14 protein-coding genes and 2 tRNA genes are annotated in these 18,707 nt (G+C 54.9%); 8 read left to right on the forward strand and 8 right to left on the reverse strand.

Annotated features, from left to right (window positions below; all coding sequences use genetic code 11):
• Positions 1-21 precede the first annotated feature (21 nt).
• Positions 22-1,971, forward strand: a complete 1,950-nt coding sequence (locus HCH_RS22245) for a methyl-accepting chemotaxis protein (RefSeq protein ID WP_011398709.1) — start codon at positions 22-24, stop codon at positions 1,969-1,971.
• Positions 1,972-2,002: 31 nt separating this feature from the next.
• Here the strand turns inward: HCH_RS22245 and HCH_RS22250 are convergent, their stop codons facing one another.
• Positions 2,003-2,926 (reverse strand): universal stress protein, encoded by a 924-nt coding sequence (locus HCH_RS22250; protein ID WP_011398710.1) that lies wholly within the window; start codon positions 2,924-2,926, stop codon positions 2,003-2,005.
• Between the two features lie 110 nt (positions 2,927-3,036).
• On the opposite strand from HCH_RS22250, the gene HCH_RS22255 reads away from it, so the two are divergent.
• Positions 3,037-3,112 (forward strand) — tRNA-Asn (locus HCH_RS22255).
• 25 nt (positions 3,113-3,137) lie between these two features.
• Positions 3,138-3,214 (forward strand) — tRNA-Pro (locus HCH_RS22260).
• Between the two features lie 201 nt (positions 3,215-3,415).
• Here the strand turns inward: HCH_RS22260 and HCH_RS22265 are convergent.
• Positions 3,416-4,720, reverse strand: a complete 1,305-nt coding sequence (locus HCH_RS22265; protein WP_011398712.1) for a M18 family aminopeptidase — start codon at positions 4,718-4,720, stop codon at positions 3,416-3,418.
• An 84-nt stretch (positions 4,721-4,804) separates the two neighbouring features.
• On the reverse strand, positions 4,805-8,944 hold the full coding sequence (locus HCH_RS22270) for a hypothetical protein (RefSeq protein ID WP_041598863.1): 4,140 nt from the start codon (positions 8,942-8,944) through the stop codon (positions 4,805-4,807).
• A gap of 182 nt (positions 8,945-9,126) precedes the next feature.
• Here HCH_RS22270 and HCH_RS22275 point away from each other — a divergent pair, with 182 nt between their 5' ends.
• Positions 9,127-9,621 carry a hypothetical protein gene (locus HCH_RS22275; protein WP_011398714.1) on the forward strand — a complete coding sequence of 165 codons (495 nt, stop codon included), beginning with the start codon at positions 9,127-9,129 and terminating at the stop codon, positions 9,619-9,621.
• Between the two features lie 23 nt (positions 9,622-9,644).
• On the opposite strand, the gene HCH_RS22280 is transcribed toward HCH_RS22275, so the two are convergent.
• Positions 9,645-10,184 (reverse strand): hypothetical protein, encoded by a 540-nt coding sequence (locus tag HCH_RS22280; RefSeq protein WP_011398715.1) that lies wholly within the window; start codon positions 10,182-10,184, stop codon positions 9,645-9,647.
• A gap of 351 nt (positions 10,185-10,535) precedes the next feature.
• Between HCH_RS22280 and HCH_RS22285 the strand changes: the two genes are divergently transcribed.
• Positions 10,536-11,105 (forward strand): hypothetical protein, encoded by a 570-nt coding sequence (locus HCH_RS22285; protein WP_011398716.1) that lies wholly within the window; start codon positions 10,536-10,538, stop codon positions 11,103-11,105.
• Between the two features lie 141 nt (positions 11,106-11,246).
• Positions 11,247-11,837: a porin family protein gene (locus tag HCH_RS22290; RefSeq protein ID WP_011398717.1), complete on the forward strand. Its 591-nt coding sequence runs from the start codon at positions 11,247-11,249 to the stop codon at positions 11,835-11,837.
• Between the two features lie 23 nt (positions 11,838-11,860).
• On the opposite strand, the gene rlmKL is transcribed toward HCH_RS22290, so the two are convergent.
• Positions 11,861-14,014 carry a bifunctional 23S rRNA (guanine(2069)-N(7))-methyltransferase RlmK/23S rRNA (guanine(2445)-N(2))-methyltransferase RlmL gene (rlmKL, locus tag HCH_RS22295; protein ID WP_011398718.1) on the reverse strand — a complete coding sequence of 718 codons (2,154 nt, stop codon included), beginning with the start codon at positions 14,012-14,014 and terminating at the stop codon, positions 11,861-11,863.
• 297 nt (positions 14,015-14,311) lie between these two features.
• Here rlmKL and rmf point away from each other — a divergent pair, with 297 nt between their 5' ends.
• A complete protein-coding gene (rmf, locus tag HCH_RS33245) occupies positions 14,312-14,521 on the forward strand; it encodes a ribosome modulation factor (protein ID WP_011398719.1) in 210 nt (69 codons plus the stop codon).
• Positions 14,522-14,601: 80 nt separating this feature from the next.
• Here the strand turns inward: rmf and HCH_RS22300 are convergent, their stop codons facing one another.
• Positions 14,602-15,627, reverse strand: a complete 1,026-nt coding sequence (locus HCH_RS22300; protein ID WP_011398720.1) for a quinone-dependent dihydroorotate dehydrogenase — start codon at positions 15,625-15,627, stop codon at positions 14,602-14,604.
• 609 nt (positions 15,628-16,236) lie between these two features.
• The gene (locus HCH_RS22305) at positions 16,237-16,506 is read right to left on the reverse strand and encodes a PilZ domain-containing protein (protein ID WP_011398721.1); all 270 of its coding nucleotides are present in this window, start codon (positions 16,504-16,506) and stop codon (positions 16,237-16,239) included.
• Between the two features lie 182 nt (positions 16,507-16,688).
• Between HCH_RS22305 and HCH_RS22310 the strand changes: the two genes are divergently transcribed.
• Positions 16,689-17,840 (forward strand): cation diffusion facilitator family transporter, encoded by a 1,152-nt coding sequence (locus tag HCH_RS22310; RefSeq protein ID WP_011398722.1) that lies wholly within the window; start codon positions 16,689-16,691, stop codon positions 17,838-17,840.
• A 31-nt stretch (positions 17,841-17,871) separates the two neighbouring features.
• On the opposite strand, the gene HCH_RS22315 is transcribed toward HCH_RS22310, so the two are convergent.
• Complete coding sequence (locus HCH_RS22315) at positions 17,872-18,693, reverse strand: DUF4126 family protein (protein ID WP_011398723.1); 822 nt, start codon at positions 18,691-18,693, stop codon at positions 17,872-17,874.
• Positions 18,694-18,707: the final 14 nt, after the last annotated feature.

Genomic DNA, 18,707 nt, shown 5'->3' on the forward strand with positions numbered 1-18,707 from the left:
ATGTAATAACTGAGGTGCGGAATGCGTCTGCAGAATCTTCCATTGATGCTGAAGTTGAGTCTGGTTCCGGCGCTGATACTGATTCTGTTGCTGGCTTATGCGCTGATAGTGATCTCATCTCTACGGGAAATCACCACCCGCGCCAACCACTTTTCCACCGTCATCGAACCGACAGCGCGCCTGACCAGCGAGCTCAGCGCCAATCTGTCCACCCGCGCCAGCCTGCAGCAGCAGTATCTGCGCACGCCTAACGATAAAACACTGGAAGAATACAATCAGGCCAGCGCGCAGGCGCAAGAGTACTTTTCCGACGCCAATTTCAGCAAACTGAAAAGCGCCAACGCCCTGCAAACCGCCAGCCTGCGCATCGACGATTTGTTTCGCAACAATCTGCTGCCCAAAAACCGTGAGTTACGCAGCAGTATCGCCACCGTGCAGGAAACAATCGTGCCGAAAACCCTGGAGCTCTCCAATAACATCAGGGTGACCCTGGACCCTTCCAGCGCTCAGGTGCTGATTCAATGGACTATCCTGGTCAGCAACCATATACAGGCCGCGCTCATTAACCTGAACGCGTTCATGCGCACCGGCTCGCCCACAGAAACCGACGCTTTTTTGATGGAAGTCTATGGGGCGCAAAATGCGGTGATCGACCTGAAAAAACACTTGCGCAAGCCGGAGCATGAAAAATGGATTGGTGAAATAGATGGCCTGGTGAAACAGTTTGAAAGCAAAGCAAAAACCATCTTCGACGTCGCCCGCACTCAGAACAGCCTCTTGGACAGCGAACTGCGTCCTTTGGTCAACGACACCCTGAACGTTGTGGCGGAAGAGCAGGCCAGCATCTGGAGCGACTTGCGCAGCGTCAGTGGATACATTGCGGAATCCCTGGACTCCAATATCGTGAAAATGCTGCTCTTTCTGGTCGTCACGCTGGTCATTTCCAGCGTTTTGACCGCGCTGGTGTCGCGTCTGATCAGCAAGCCCATTAAAGATGTGGTCGCCACAATGGAAGACATCGCCCAAGGCGGCGGCGACCTCACCCGGCGCCTGACATACCTTGGCCAGGATGAACTTGGCCGTCTGGCGCGCGCGTTCAACCAATTTATCGAGCTGATTCAGCAGATATGCATCAGCATCAATGACAAATCTCAGGAGCTGGGACAATCAGCGGAATCCTTGCAGGATGTGGCTCATCAGGGCGAAAACTGCCTGGAGCAACAAAAAGCCGAATTCGTCACCGTATCCGAATCCACACAACTGATCTCCCACAGTTTCCGGGATATCGCCCAGCAGGCGGGCAAATTGCTGGAAATCGCGCAATCCATCGCCTCACAGTCGGATAATGGTAAGCGCTTGCTGCAGAACAATACGGACACGCTTTCCAAACTGGCCCAGCAAATGGAGACCTCTTACGCCTCCATGCAACGCTTGGCCAGCAGCAGCCAGAAAGTCTCGGAAGTGCTGCAGGTCATCAACAATATCGCCGAGCAAACCAACCTGCTCGCGCTAAACGCAGCTATCGAAGCCGCCCGCGCCGGCGAGCATGGTCGCGGCTTCGCCGTAGTGGCGGATGAAGTCAGGCAATTGGCGTTGCGCACTCGGGACTCCACCGAAGAAATCCGCGAAATCATGGAAGGCCTGCAAAAAGACGCGCAAGAAACAGAAAAAATGATCAACCTGAGCAACAGCATGACGCAAAACAGCGTGTCGCAGATGAGCACGCTGGCGGTGACCGTAGATCAGACCAACAGCGGCATTGCAGAGGCCAGCGACCTGATCGACCAAGTGGCCAAAACTACCGAGGAACAGGCCAAGCACGCGGAAGGCATCGCGCAAAGCATGCATACTTTGGAGACGCTACTGGATGAAAGCTGGCTGCAGGTGAACACCACCTCCTCCAACAGCGAGAATATCAATCAGCTGTCATCGCAGCTGCAGGAAAACGTCGGCCGCTTTAAGACTTGTTAAGCGTCGTTAACTGCACGGCCGGTTGGCGCCTTTATTTGATTACCAGCACGTCACATTCCAGATGATCCAGCACCCGCTCCGCCGTGCTGCCGATAAAAATGCGGTCCACGCCGCTGCGGGATACCGCGCCCATCACCACCAGATCATGTCCGTGCTGATTGACGCAGGCGGGTAGCACTTTCTCCGGCGAGCCTTCTTCGAAAAACACATGCGTGCTTGACTCCACATAGTTTTCCAGCAGGCGGTCCAGCGCCTTTTGGTGCTTGGACTTCACTTTCTCGCGATATTCCTCGTAATCGGCGACGATGGCGTCAAATTCCACCAACATGCCGGTAGGTATCGGCTCATAGGCGTGCACGACGTTCAGTTCCGCAGGCAGGCGACAGGAAATTTCGTGGGCGATGTCCAAAATGCGGGGATTCAGATTATTAACTGAGCCCTCCACCTCTATCGGGTCCACCGCCGCCAGTACTTGAATATGTCCATCCCAGCGATGTTCCTCCCGCACAAACCAGATTGGCGCATCCGCATCCCGCATCAAATGCCAGTCTGTATTGGTGAATAACGCCCGCTGCAGGATGGAGTGATGATGGGTGGCCTTGATAATGAGTTGCGCTTGTGTCTCGCGACAACGTTCCACTACCGCTTTGTAGAGAGGCTTCTCCCAGCGCACATGCTGGGTGACGGCGATGCCGTGGGCGCGCATCTGCTCCGCAAAGGCCTCCAGCCAGCGTTCGCGACTGGCCAGACAACTGTCCTTAGCCGAACTAAGCGCCTTGGCGTCGAAGGGATAACTGGACTCCAGCGCCCGTTGATATTCCGCCACCATCAGCTCCACTTCCGCGCCCAGCGCCTTGGCGAGGCGAATCGTACGGGGAATGACTTCCTGCCTTTCCTTGGTCGGGTCCACAACCAGCAATATCTTTTTAATCTCCGCCAGCTTCTTGATTTCCATAGCCTCTCCCCACCGATTTAAAATTTTTTTCAACTTCCGTCGTTTTTAATAATAGAAAAGGTTGACGAGATAGTCCCATGTCATTATTATTGCGGCCTCGAAAATGACGTTCCCCGATAGCTCAGTTGGTAGAGCAAATGACTGTTAATCATTGGGTCGCTGGTTCGAGTCCAGCTCGGGGAGCCAACTTTTTCGGATCTTCAAGATCATTCGGGGTATAGCGCAGTCTGGTAGCGCGCCTGCTTTGGGAGCAGGATGTCGGGAGTTCGAATCTCTCTACCCCGACCACTTTTTTCACATCCCTTCTTAATTTCTTTTTTCCAAATTCAAAACCCATAATTAGCATCCAGCTATATTATTTCCCGTGCGCTTTCGCTACAAAAACGGCGCGACGCTGATATCTTTCCTTCTACGCTCCCCTTAAGCGCCCCCCTCTTTATACAAGTGAGCCCATCCCTGGACTATCTCGCCTCCCCTGGCCTTATCACGTCACGCCTGCGGAAGCGTCACCGTATTGAAGAACAACTTGCTGACTTCATATAAGGTCAACGGATCAGCGCTGCCACAGGTTTCCCTGATAGAGTGCATCGCAAATTGCGGCACGCCGATATCCAGTGTTTTGACGCCCAATTCCGCCGCCGTGAGCGGTCCGATGGTGCTGCCGCATGCCATATCCGTCCGCACCACAAATACCTGATAAGGCAGTTTCAGCTCCTCACTGAGACGACGGTAGAACGAACTGGTGATGCTGTTGGTGGCGTAACGCTGATTCGAATTCACCTTGATGACTGGCCCACTGTTCAGCAAAGGCCCATGATTCTCATCATGACGATCCGCATAATTGGGATGCACGCCGTGGGCGTTGTCAGCGGAAAACATCATGGACCGGCTGATCATCTGGCTCAAACGCGCCTCATCTTCCGCAATGCGCAACAACACTGAGCGCAGGAAAGGCCCTTGCGCGCCCTCGGCGGACACGCTACCTACCTCTTCATGGTCATTGAAGACCAGGAAACAAGGTTGACTGGAGCCTGCATCCAACAACGCCTGCAGCCCAATATAGCAACTCAGCAAATTATCCAGACGCGCAGAGCTCAGGAATTCTTTTTGCAGGCCGTGAATATTGGCCGGCTGGGTATCATACAGGCACAACTCATAATCCAGCACGCGCTCCGCATCCAACTCAGGATGCTCCTGCTTGACTTGCTCCAGCAGCAAACCACGGAACTCAGGCGGACTGTCCGCGCGGCATTGCATCAGCACCGCCGGCAGGTCTTTCTGGGGATTGATGGAGCGGCTGTTGTTCACTTCCCGGTCCAGGTGAATCGCCAGGCTGGGAATCATCGCAATGGGGCGCTCCCAATTGATCAGCGTGCTTTTCACTTCCCCCGCGCCGCTCAGATAGGTCACCCGGCCTGCGAGAGACAATTCACGATCAAACCAGGGATTCAGCAACACGCCGCCGTACACCTCGACGCCCAGCTGATAATAGCCTTTGCGCAGCAGCTCCGGGTTCGGTTTGATTTTCAGACAGGGACTGTCGGTATGCGCGCCAAACATTCTGGCGCCGCTGACTTCCAATGGTCCCTGCGCGCCGCCGAATGCGATCAGCGAGGAGCCGTTACGCGTAATAAAGTAACGCTCATTGGCCTGCAGCGACCATTCATACTCTTCGTGTAAACGCTTGAAACCCGCTTTTTCCAGCATTTCCACCATATTGGCGACCGCATGAAAAGGGGTTGGCGAGGCGTCAAGAAACGCCAATAATCCTTCATTAAACTCTTCTTTATTCATACTTCACTCAAGTAACCGCGTTATCCGATTCTGTACGGCTGCCGGCGCGTGGCGTCGGCAGCGACCACAAACACTGAACATAGCCTATACGGGAGATTCCGGCTTGGCCAGTTGGTTTTGCGAAGAATTCTCACCTGCTTTTCCCCCGTCCGCTTTTTTATCCTTACGCCCAGGCTTGGACGGCGCCTCAGGCAAGCGCTCAGAGAATTTTTCCCAGGCCCAGCGCAACCAGTTGATCATGGCGAAGGCCAGCCAGAGCGACCAAACCAGCATCGCCACCCGATAGAACAGCACAGGAACCGTCCAGACGGCCGCCGTCGGCAGTTCGCCCGCAGCCGCATCCTGATACCAGCGTAGCTGACCTGCATAAGACCCGTTGCCGGCGACATAATCCGCAGGCTGACCAATCAAACCTTTGGGAATACTGGCGATCACCCACCCCAGCACTGCCAGGGTCAGCAAAACCAACAGCGCGCTATACAGTCTACGCCCCCAGCGCGGCATACCATGCGCCAGCTCGTAACGGTAATTGAACGCATAAAACCAAACCGCCAGCACCAACAGGCCCTGCACCCAACCCAAAGCCGCGCCTGCCGCCAGCACAGCCCAGCGCCCCACGCCCAGCGGATTGCCGCCATGCCAACCCAGCACTGAGGCCAACAGCAACATCACCGCCAATACGCCCCAGAACAAAATAGCCGGCCCCATCTGAGGGCCACTCACCCATAATGGCCACAAGCGGTCTGGAAGTTGAATCTGCAACTGTATATTGCTGACCGGCGCCGGCAACTGCAGCGCCGGCGTTTGATAACGCCACTGCGCGCCCGGCGCCTCCTCATGCCAGCGAATACTTAAATGCTGCTCACCATAACCAAGCACCACATCCACCCGTTTGGTTTCTTCGCCGCGGGCGACATTTCTTCCATCCAGCTCTACCGCATCCAAAACCGCGCCGTCCGGCAAATCAAAGCTATAGCGCTGGGAGCGGGAAGTACGCAAACGAATATCCGCCACGAATTGCAACTGCTTGCCGCCAACCGTCTCGGTCAAATTCAAGCTGTCCACCGTCAGCATGCGGCCTTCAACCGCCTTATTGGGGGAAACAGATAAGAACAACGAATCTCCCGGCTGAGGCCGCCACTTTGGCCGCCAATAGCCGGACTGAATAATTTCGTATGGCGCAGGCCCGGTGTACTCCAGACTCCACTGCGGCCCCACCAGAATCGACCAATGCTCGCTCCATGCGCTATTCGTCGGAGCCAGCAACTCGATACGCTGACGGAAGCTCAAGGTGGACACCCACTCCAGGCTGCTCTGCCGATCGTCCAAGGTCACCAATGCCCGCTGATTGCTGACATCAATCTCTCCCGAAGTCACCGACTCCCCCATTAACAGCGGAATGCTGGCCGAAACCGTACCCCGCAAAGGCGCCACCCGCTCCACGCGAGTGCGCACCCGCCACTTCAGACCAAGATCCAGCTCCCGATAGACTTTAACGAAGGCTGGCGCAGGTTCTTGAAACAGAGATTGCCGCGCTTCCGAACTGCGCTGACTGACGCTGGTGCGCTCAAACTTAATATTGGAGCTCAGCAGCTCGTTACTGCCAGCGCCGGACATCGACCAATCCGCCACTTTCGCCGAAAATCGGTGCGGACGCAGGGGAAACGCCAGCTGAAACTGATCCACTTCCCGTACGCTGCCTTCCAGCACCACTTCCTGTACGCCCGCCTCCAGCGGAATGCGCCAGACGCCATCTTCTCCTGCGCTCCAACGATCCCAACGCTTACCGTTGACAAACACATTCTCTGGCCGCCAAAAACCAGCGCGAGCCGGAATAGGCAAAGCGACCGGCTGCAATGAACTGACCTCCAGCGACAAGGTCAGACTGTAACCATCCAGAATCAGGTTCGCGGAATTGACGTCCACACAACGAGGAGTACAGGCAGGCGGCGCAGTCAGGCGCTGCTCCAGCGCCTGCAACATTTCCGGACTGGGGTAACCGGTATCGGCATGGACCGGCTCCGCCGGCGTCATCAAGGCCAGAGGCGCCAATAACGCCAGTCCCGCCAGCTTGGTGGTGACGCCAGGTTGCGGCGAGTCATCCCCGCCCTTATCGCTACGTCCACCGCGTCGCCCTACCAGACACGCCAACAGCACCACCAGCAGCGCGAAATGGACAATTCGCGCAACCCCTGTCTGGACGGGGCTCAACACATACAACTTAGCGCTTTCATCACCGCTCAGCGGCCCCTGCCAAGTAAGATTCACTTTTTTCCAACTCCAGTCCGGCACCCCTGGCCCGGTGGGCGCCGGAGCCTCCGGGGCCACATCCTCTGGCTCGCGCGACTTCAACGACATCGGCGCACTCATCGGAACAGGCGGCGCCGACTCCATCAACTCCTCCGCCATATAGCCGGGCTCCATATCCATTTCCATATCCGCCACAGGAGCCATCGCTCCGCGGTCCACAAAATAAGCCACGCCGGAGTCACGCTCCAGTTGCGGGTAGATCGCCATACGCACCTGCGCCACCCCGTAGTTCAGCAGCATGCCCGCCAAAATCAGCAGGGCGCCCCAACGCCAACCAGTCACCAGCTTCAACATCCAGCCGGGACGAACCACCCGCAATAACGCATTGGGAATGATCAACAACAACCATGCCGCCACTGGCGCATATATTTCGTGATAAGCGAACCCTAAAGCCACAGCCGTCACCAGCCCCCAGATTATGCCCTCCAAACGCGCCACCGCCGCAGTAATCAGCAGCAGCAGGAACAAGTCCCACAAAGACCATCGATCAAACCAGGTTCCCGCACTTCGATCTACGCCGGATGCAGCCAAAGGCCACCATCCCGGCGGTAGATTGACGTCACTGGAGACATTTTCCAGACTCAGACTGCCGCTGTCATCGCGCCAACCGCTGGCCGGGATCACAAACGCCGCGGTTTCGCGCTCCACTGGCGCGCTGCTGACCGCCGTCATATCCAGGTTAGCGCGTCGCACTTCGACGCCTCTATTGGCGCCCTGGCGCGATTGCGTGACCAGCTGCGCCTGACCTGACAAATCCACCTTACCCAATTCATAAGGCGCTCCCTGCTCCAAGCGCCAGCCCTGCGACATTTCACCTGTCAGGCGGTCTCGCCATATCCAGCGACTTTGATCGAACGCCAGCCAACCCTGGGTTTGCTGGCGAATACGATTCCCTGATAAAGAAGTGAGCCCCCGCTCAATTTCCTTCAGATCCAGCGGCGAGCCTTCCGCCACCCGAAACGCCGGCAAAGACCGCCACTCCTGAGGCAACAGCGTCTGCTGCGGGTCGACGGCGCGCCCGTCTATTTCCACGCGGCGCAGTTGCGGCTGCGTCTCCACCACCCACAGCTCTGAGTCAGGCCATACGCCCCCCGGCTCTGGCTCCATGGAGAATGCATCCGCGCGAGTGGTCTGCCGAAAGCGCGCCACCAGCGTCCAGGACCCCGGGCGCACCTGAATTCGCAGACGTCCATCCTTTTCCACCCGGGCAGGCAGGTTGCTGGTCAGAGAGACTTGCTCCCAACCTGACAGGCGGAAGCCGCCCAGCACCTCTTCCCGCTCACCACCGGAAACGTCAAGCTGCAGACGCGTCTCCAGGAGTTTTGGCTCATCATCGATTAACTTGCGGAATACGTTGATTTTCAAAGAATCCGGCTGCAGATTCGCCTGCAATTGATCGCGCACCAGCCAGAGCGCGGAACCGCTGTCCACATATGCGCGCCCTTCCAGCGCCGCTACAGCGGTCAACCTAGTCATGGCGAATGCTTTCGGCAAGGGCACGCTCTGCGGCAACTGCTCCCAACTGATACGCCCCTGAACCCGGTAACTCCCTGGCTGCAGCCACACCGAAGGCACTCCGTCCACATTAATGACCGCCACCCGATTACCAGACAGCTTCACTTCATGAGGCCAAAATTGAGCGGAGCCCGGCAACGGCAGCCAGCCCTCATACTGGCTTTCCGCCTGGAAACGAAAGTCCAGGCGCTTTATCTCCAGATCCAACTCCAGCGCGCCAAGCCAAAGGCACACTTTCGCACCGGTTCCGTCATGGGCCGGCGTACAGTCTTTATCAATGTGATCGTGCAGCACCCAGCCGGACCAATCGGCCAGTTGCTGCGGAATATCTGGAGGCGCGGCCTGGGCCGGCGAAATGCAAAACAGAAGGAAGAAACATGCGACTAGACAGGATTTCATTAATATATCCATAGCTATAAAACGGACAAATACGACACAGGTCGTCGGACTCTCTCGACAGCAGATCCCAACGCCGATCCTCGTATTCAGACTCCCGGGCGCCTGCAAAGTCTGTTTGGTGAAATAAGGTTGAGCAAATATAATGGAATGTCAATAACTTGCCGAGCCAAAATAGTCTGATTATGAAAAGCAAACACCTGGAAGACGCGCTGTTCCTGGACATCGAAGCCAGCAGCCCGGACGACGACGCCTATCCTATCTGCATCGCCTGGACCGACCCGGATGGCGCTATCCAAAAGGCGCTGATCATTCCAGAGGACGACTGGGAGGATTGGGACTTCGGTTACCAGCATAGTCACGGCTTATCCCGGGAGCATTTATTTGAGCAGGGCGAAACCGGCAAAGACGTCATCCGCGCCTTGTCCAGCGACTTGGCCGAAGCCACCGTTTACGTCGACGGCCTCGACCCTGACGCCCAGTTGCTGGAACGTCTGTTCGAAGCCTTCGACGCCGACATGCCTTTTGAATTGGCGCGGATCACAGATTTTCTGCCGGAACTGAACTTCGAAACCTTTCTCGAACGACGCCAGGAAATTCTGCTGGAAAACGGTCTTTCCGGCTTCAATGCGGAGAACAACGTTTTCGTCATGGCCGAATTGACCCGCCGTATGCGCTGAATATTTCGGGCGGCGAAGCCGCCTTACTCTACTCCCACCCAATAAAATCTCGCCGCTCGCTGCACTTGTTCTGACATGGGCTCGTCGCAATCCATCTCGCGCTGAAACACCAACTCCTGCAAGTCCATCACGGCCTTGGAAATTTCTTCAGAGGCGGCGCGCATACGCTCAACCAGCTTCTCGCCGACCTCCGCTTCCAACACTTGCAACCGGCTGCCAAACTCACCGAAGAAGCCGCTGACCACCCACTCGCGTAAATACAGCGCCTGCTGCAACTGCAACCAATGATCCTGCGGTAATTCCAAATCAAATATCAGCTCTTCCACGGTTTTTTCCACACCACCGCTTTCTACGGTGTACAGCATCCTGCGCAGTTCGCGGCTCCATGTATCCCCCAATCCATGTGGACTGGCGCCGTACAAACAGGCCAGCACATGCTCCAGAGCCTGCACTTCAAAAAACGCCTGCCCCAGCGCCTGCATCAACGCCCCATCCTGATGGATAAGCTCCGCCCCCTGCGACTTGGAGATTGCGGAGAGACTGCCGGTAGTTCCCTGACTCATTTCACTTGCACCTTTATTATTAATCAGGCAGACAAATAGCTTCCTTCTATTTATCTGTAACGACAGGGCCTGACATGTCAGGCCCTGTCTCCCGCGGCTAGCCGCCGCGCAGGCGCATCCATGCGCCTGGTTATTAACATGCCAATATCATTGCCATATCAATATTGAATTTATTGGTTTGCTCATCGGTAGCCGTAGCTCGCCGGCAGTTAAGTAACAATATATTACCTTGCTAAAAACCTTTGTGGCTTGTTGATTACTCGCTTCACTGCTAAGTTTTTACTGGACTGCAGATAACTTCCAGTGTCTTCACGCTTTAATCAATCGCATCAGCCAACTAAGCGCGCCCGCATGGAAATATCGAACAATGTGAACTCAGATCTGATCTGGGACCTGGACTTGCTCGCCGACCGCAGCAAAGCTCAGGAGTTCGTATTGAAGTTTGAGAACAAACTGTGCGTCTTCTCAGGCTCCGTACGGCAAATTTATACCAATTACAGCATGCACTTCCCTGAAGACTATAACCGCAATCTGGTTATATTGCCTGACCCTTACGCCTTTCACGATACGTTCAGCCATATTGAAGAAGAGGCCGTCACCCGCACCGGCTTTCATATCATCCCCGGCGAACTAATCAAACAGAAAGGGATGTTTATGCTGATACAACCCAAAGACCCGGAAGCGCCAGCCAAGCCCATCGCTATGCGTAAAGCGCTGGAAGTGCTTAATAAAATGCGCACAGAAACCGATCCATTCCTGCCCATTCTGGTCAAAGGCGACCTGAAGCCCTTCCAAGACCAGATTCCCTGCCTGCACCTACATCGCTTGCGTCTGCCGCTCATCCACCGCGCCAGCGAATTTGAGAAAAGCGAGCTGCGTCGGGTCATTCAAACCAAGATGCAGGATATCGCCGAACTCTAAGCCCTTCCCAAGGGCGGCAAATTGATTTGTGACGCTTTTCCGTGACTGCGCCGACCGCTTCCGTCACAATCCCGACCTATTGCGCCGCCACTGCGGCCGCATGCCGCACCGATAAAAACAACTCATGGAAAGCAGAAAATAATGAAGCGCCGCATTCGTCATCCGCGTTCGATCACAACCGTTCTCACCGTATTGGCGGTTTTGCTGGCCAGCCCGGTCAGCCGCGCGGAGGGAGAAAAAGAAGGCAAGTCTTATATCGGACTGAGCGCCACTCAGTTCGATTTTAAACGGGTCGCCGGCAGCAACAGCGCCAGCACGACCGGCGTCACGCTTAGCTACGGCTCCTACCTGACCGACTATGTCAAAACCGAGTTTCGCGCCGGCATGGGACTGGATGAAGAGGAAGCAAAACCGGGACTGGACATAGGGATGGACTACTTCGCCAGCTGGTATATGGGCGCGCAGTATCCGGCCACGGATTATCTGTCCGTGTACGCCCTGTTCGGATTCACCCATATGAAAGGCAAAGTCTCCAAAGACGATCCGGACGCCCATCAAAGCATTCCGGAAGACCTCACCGAAAGCAGCTTCAGCGTCAGTTACGCGTTAGGAACGGAAATAAAGGTCACTGGCGATCTTTGGGGCGTATTGGAGTTCGGCCGCATTCATCGCGACACGGAAACTGCGATCCGCGTCATGCAGCTCAGCGCCGGTCTGAAATACGAGTTCTAGATCCGGCGCGGAGCATCACAGACTCAGGCGCTATGGCGTATATGCCAGCACTGGTGAATCCGTTCATTGCGCTTGAAGTCTTCAGGAATACTGGCGGCGGTATGATTTTCCACCGCAAAACGCTGTTCAATGCCTGAGTCCAGCTTGAAGCGTCGGTAGTTGCAGGAAAAGATCAATACCCCTCCTGGCGCCAGCAACCGCATACAATCTTCAATCAACCCTGCATGATCCCGCTGAATATCCAATACATCCTCCATTTTCTTGGAGTTGGAGAATGTGGGTGGATCGAGGAATATCAGGTCATATGAATTATGCTCAGCTTTAAGCCAATCCAGGACGTTGGCGCGCACAAAACGATGGGGACCGCTCAGTTTATTAAGGTGAAAGTTGCGCTCCGCCCAGCTCAGATAGGTCTGCGACATATCCACACTGGTGGTGGTCGCCGCGCCGCCCGCCGCCGCATGGACGGAAGCCGCTCCGGTGTAGCAGAACAGATTCAGAAAGCGCTTGCCCGAGCTATGCTTCTGAATCCAATAGCGGGTTGGACGGTGATCAAGGAAAAGCCCTGAGTCCAAATAATCAGACAGGTTTACCCAAAACCGGCAACCGTGCTCTTCTACCGTACGCTCCTTGCGACTTGAATCTGTTTTTTCATACTGCAGCATGCCTTTTTGCTTTTTACGCTGCTTGAGAAACAACTGTCCGCCGTCGATTCCCAATACCGCCGGAGTCACTTCCAACACGTCCAGCAGACGTTGGCGCGCCTTTTCTTCATCCACTGATTTCGGCGGCGCATATTCCTGCACAATGATCCCACCGTCATACCAGTCGATGGCGACAGCATACTCCGGCATATCCGCATCATAGATCCGGTAAGCGCTAAGCTGCTGCTTCTTCGCCCACTTGCTCCATTTCGCCAGATTCTTACTCAGTCGATTGCGGAACATTTGCGCCTGCTCGGAGATCCCCTCTAGAGAGGCGTTCTGCGGCTTGCGCGGCGTTTCTGCTTCAGGTCGGTTCCCATAAACATCGAACAAATAAAGCGTTGTGGCCAGAGGTCCGTTGTAAAGATGGTATTGTTTGTCCGCCCGTAGCCCAATTTCTTTCGCCAGGTTGACGCTGGAAGTAAAAATACCCGCTTTCCATTCACCGTATGCGGTTTTCAGCCTCCGTCCCAGCGCCCGGTACAGCGAGCGCAGCTCCAACTCCTGCCCTAAGCGCTCACCATAGGGAGGGTTGCACACCAGCAAGCGCTGCCCGCATCCTTCCGTATCTGGAGTGAAGTCCATGGCGCTGGCGGTTTCCAGCTTCACCCAGCGATCAAGTCCGGCGCGGGACAAATTACGCTTGGCGGTGCGGATGGCGGCGGGATTCAGGTCGCAGCCGAAGATGGCTCCGCGCCAGCGACGCTTGCCAAGCACCGCTTTCTCCATCGCTTCTTCATATACTCCACGCCAGACTTCCGGGTCATGCCAGGGAGCTTTTTCAAACAGAAAGTGCGGGTTGAGCAGTCCCGGCGCGATATTCATCGCGATCATCGCCGCCTCAACCACCAACGTGCCGGAACCGCACATCGGATCGACGAAACAACCGTCTTCTCCGCATATCTCCGGCCAGCCGGCGCGATAGAGTATCGCCGCCGCCAGATTTTCCTTTAACGGCGCGGCGGCCCCCTCTTGCCGATACCCACGCTGATGCAGGCTTCTGCCCGCCAGATCCAACCCCAAGGTAATGGTTTTCGCCAGGTTCAGCTGCACGGTTTGCACGCCGGAGCGCTTGTCGATAACGGGCAGCTCCAGATCACGGTCGCGAAAATGATCGTTAATGGCGTCTTTGACCACTTGCGCGCCAAAGCGTGAGTGCCGGATATCGCCACTGGAGCCAAACGCAGCGATCCAATAGCTTTCTCCCGGACGCAGATGCTCGCTCCAATTCACCTCGGAAGCAGCCTGATACAGGCCGTCACGCGTGGCTGTGCGGGTGGACTGCAATAATCGCAGCACCCTGTTGGCGAGACGGGAGCCCAGACAAATTCGGTAAGCCCCGGCGAGATCCACCTTCGCCTCAACCCCAGCGGGATTGGTTCTGAGCACTTCCGCGCCCAGGGTCTTTAATTCGTCCGCAAGCACATACTCCAGTCCTTTGGGACAGCTCGCAAACAATGAAAATTCATTCATATTCCTACGCCGTTACAAATCGTTGCATATCAAGGGTTAAAGATGGTTCTATGGCGATCAAGCGCTTAACCGGATTTAATTCCACAAAACTATAAAAAAACCGTCACATAGATGAAATAATTTGTGTACATCGAAATTAAATTTGGCTTAACTTGAAAGTGTAGCGCTATTAATTTGATATATATCCCCTCGTACAAGATCAGACGATAAGGAGATGCTTTCTAGTCCAAATTCCGATTCAACTGTTAATCTGTTTGAATTCCTGTCTAACCCAGAAATTGGTGAGGTCATTAAAGAATGAGAAGACAGAAGCGCGATATGTTTGAAAGAGCGTACCTCAAGGGTTACCGCGCCGGCGTAAGCGGCCGGTCAAAAGATTTATGTCCCGCCGCCAATCCTCAAATGCGTCAAGAGTGGATTAACGGCTGGCGCGACGGCCGAGCGGACCATTGGGATGGTTACACCGGCGTATCAGGGATACACAGAAGCCCTGGCATAGCATCCTGATTCACCCGAACACTCATTCATAAAGGAAGGGTTCACCCAACCCCATTTAGGCCCGCCTCGCGGGCCTTTTCATTGACGCTTTAACCGTCCAACCCGCCAATGGCCTCAGCCGCTTCCCGCACCAGGACCGGCCCCCGATAAATGAGACCGCTATATACCTGAACCAGCTTGGCGCCCGCACGCACTTTATCCACCGCATCCTGCGCGCTCATCACGCCGCCGGAGGCGATAACGGGAATACGACCTTCCAGCGCCACGCACAATTCTTTCACCACATGGGTGGAGCGCTTGGTCAATGGCGCACCGCTTAAGCCGCCCTGCTCCTTTCCATGAGCCAGACTCTCAACGCCCTCACGCGACAATGTGGTATTCGTGGCGATGGCGCCGTCCATGTTGTAATCCAGCAGGGTGCGCGCAACCATGTGCACCTCGTCGTCAGACATGTCTGGCGCGATTTTCACGACGAAGGGCACGTAACGCCCATGCTGTTGGTTCATGCGCTCCTGACAATCCTTGATTTCCTGCAGCATGCTGCGCAGCGAATCGCCGAACTGTAACGCGCGCAATCCAGGCGTGTTAGGGGAGGAAATGTTGATCGTGATGTAGGACGCGTAGGGATACACCTTATTGATGCAGGCAATGTAGTCCGAGGCGGCTTCCTCAGCGGGAGTGTCTTTGTTCTTCCCAACGTTAACGCCGATCACCCCACCATATTTTTTCTTGCGCAAGCGCTCCGTCATGTAATCAACGCCGTAGTTGTTGAATCCCATGCGGTTGATAATCGCGCTGCGTTCCTCCAGGCGAAAAAGACGTGGCGGAGGATTGCCGTCCTGAGGCTTCGGAGTCACTGTACCAACTTCGATAAAGCCGAAACCCAGTTTACTCAGACCATCGATGTAATCGCCGTTTTTATCCAATCCCGCCGCCAGCCCCACCGCGTTGGGGAAGGTAATTCCCATCAACTCGACCGGCCGGGAATACATTTGGGGCATAAACATTCCCAACATGCCGGCGTTATCAGCCATCTTAAGCATTTTCAGGGAAATATTATGGGAGGCTTCCGCTGGAAGGCGAAACAGAAACTGTCGGGCTAACTGATATGACATAAGGCTATTCCACTGCTGTAGAACAGTTTAAAAGAGGGGTGAACTTCAGGCGCGGTATTATAACCAACCAGAATCGCATTAAAAGGTTTATTTCCCATTACAGGCGCGACGCCTATCGGCTCCTGCTTCTCACGAAAAGTAACTTCACATCGCGTTTTGCACTGTTTTTGACCACCAGTCACTACATGTTGGGGATATCTGTGACAGAACTGTAATTTATCCACTAAATCTGTGGATAACTTTGTTAATATCGGTAGGGAAAAATCTCAGACCCCACGAAATTCCAGCTCTCCCAGCGATTTGATCACTTTTTAACCAACTATTTTTTGCGCTTAAATTTCAACCACTTATTAACCCTGGTTCCCCGAATCCGGGAATAGCGTCACTTTTTGCACCGGAATAGGATACTCAAATCCATCAAATTCGCCGCTTAGGTTTGACGCGAAATGCAGAAAAGTTCGCCGGGGTTTCCGTAGATTTATAGGTAAGTCATTAATTTACCGGGCCTGCGAGTTATCCACAGCCATCAGAACAACAAAAAGGGGAGCTACCGCTCCCCTTTTTGTCTCAACAGCTAATGTTTAACGTGGATCTAATCGATGGCGGATATCAAACAAAGTTCAAGGCCATTTCATTAGCGCCACAGCGCACCACTTTCAATGGCACAGTCGGACTGCGTTCCTGCAACAAGCCAACAACTTTCAGTGAAACCAAATCTCCAACCTCGGCGTTGCCGGCAAAATCGCCGGTCACCAACACGCCTCCTTCGGAAAGATCGACTGTTTTCAACTCGTGGAGCCCTGTCACAGGGTGATCAAGCAATACGCTCATCGACGCGGTTAGTCGTTCAAAACGACGCCTTTCTGTGTGGGAACTCATAGTATGCACCTTTTCCGTTATTTATTGTGGTTATTTTTTGACCAGTATAAAAAACTTAAAGCCCCTGGTTCAACTATTATCCTCACCCCCTATCCTGTGCAACATCCCTCTTCACCGCAGGACAGTTGGAACATGCTACAATTCTTCATCGCTCTCACGATAAAGCTTTTTAAAACAGCAGCATGACATACTCTACTCCCGCCGAAAAGACTCGCGCCGCCCATCGCGTCACCTTGATTGGAATGATTCTGGATATTGCGCTGGGGTTGCTGAAAATCATTGTCGGGGTCCTCGCACAGTCTCATGCGTTAGTGGCTGACGGCATCCACTCTTTCACTGATGCGGGAACGGATATCCTGGTGATTGTCATCACTCGCTACTCCCACCAGAAACCAGACCGGGAACATCCTTACGGCCACGGCAAATTCGAAACCCTGGGCACAGTAGTATTGGGCTCCATGCTCATTGCTGTCGCCGGCGCCATGGCTTACGACAGTATTCTGCGCCTGTGGGAGAAAGATGCGCAGGTCGCTCCTGGGTGGCCTGCGCTATTGGCGGCGAGTCTGTCTATCGCCGGTAAAGAATGGATTTATCGCTACACACTGGATATCGGCAAGAAGTTGCGCTCCGACCTGATCATCGCCAACGCCTGGCATTCACGCAGTGACGCTCTTTCCTCGGTGGTCGTGCTCATCGCCTTGCTTGGCGTAATCGCCGGCTTCCCATGGGTCGACGCTTTAGCAGCGATTATTGTGGCGATCCTCATCGGCAAGATTGGCATCGAGCTGGCGGGCAAAAGTGTCAAAGAGCTAGTGGAAACCGCGCTTCCTGAAGATCAGGTCCACGCCATTAGAGAACTCGCGCTATCAGTGGAAGGCGTTCGCGGCGTGCATGATCTGCGCGGACGTTATGTGGGACCGGATATCGTTATTGACCTGCATTTACAAGTGGACTCGTCGCTGAGCGTCTCGGAGGGACACTATATTGGCGTGCATGTCGCGAGAAAAATCCGAGCAAAGTTTGAGCACATCAGCGACATCACCTACCACATAGATACAGAGAATGACGCTAACGGAAAGAAACGGGCGGGTTCTCCCTTATTGCCGCTACGCCAGGACGTGACCGAAACCTTGCAACGGCGCTGGCGCGGCCTGACGCCGGAAGGTTCAATCAAGCGGCTGATTTTGCACTACATCAATGGCCAAGTGCATGTGGAAGTGATGATCGCCGGAAACGAGTGTCGTCTTTCCCAGGAGATAGTAAAAAGCATGCGGGAAAGTACTGCCGACCTGACTTGGCTGGGCGATATAAAAGTCTGGAGGGAGGCGCCCTGAAGCGGTTCGCCCACAGCGCCTCCCCTACTGGCTAAGGCCCAAGCAAACGCCTTTTCTCCGCCTCAAACTCTTCCTGCGTGATGGCCCCTGCGTCCAACAACTCCTTCAGTTTTTTAATCCGACTGAGATTATCCTCAATCGCAGGCCCTGGCGCCGTAAAGTCAGCGTCAAGAGAAGGACCGGCGGCAGCGGAAAAGTTCCCAAATTGGTAGCTCCCCACAGAAGGCGATGGCCCTTTATCTTTATCCACGAGCCCAAAGAAACCGCCAATCTTACGCAACACCAGTTTCAGGAAACGCCATAATTTCGGCAGCAACCAGATCGCAAGAGCAATAAATAGTCCCAGCAATACAAGGAAAACCAACGGGTGATTCAACGCCGCCCATAAGCCGGCCAGCACCATGATGTCCTCGCCAATTGAAGCCGCCCAGTTAGTAAAAGGCTCCGGTGAAGTATTGATCGCCAAACGCGTCCCGGCCTTAGTGGCATGGGACGTCGCCGCCATCGAGGCGCCGACCAGGCCAGCCGCAATCTGTAACGCCGGTGAAATATCTCCCACTGCGCCAGCCGCCAGCACCGCGCCGGCAGGAATGCGAATAAAGGTGTGCAGCGCGTCCCAACCACTGTCCACGCCAGGAGTCTTATCCGCGAAAAACTCCACACAGTACATAAATCCGGCCGCCGCGATCACCAGCGGATCCTGCAGTGTCTGCAAATCCGGCGGCAAATCGATATGCCCGGTCGCGCCGCCCAATCCCAGCATCAGCACGGCAGCGTATAAGTTCACGCCACTGGCCCAGGACACGCCCATCATTAATGCAATGGTGGAGACCAAAGTATCATAGGTTTCCATTAAACCACCTCAAC

The organism is Hahella chejuensis KCTC 2396, from assembly GCF_000012985.1.
In the GTDB taxonomy this organism is placed as follows: Bacteria; Pseudomonadota; Gammaproteobacteria; order Pseudomonadales; family Oleiphilaceae; genus Hahella; species Hahella chejuensis.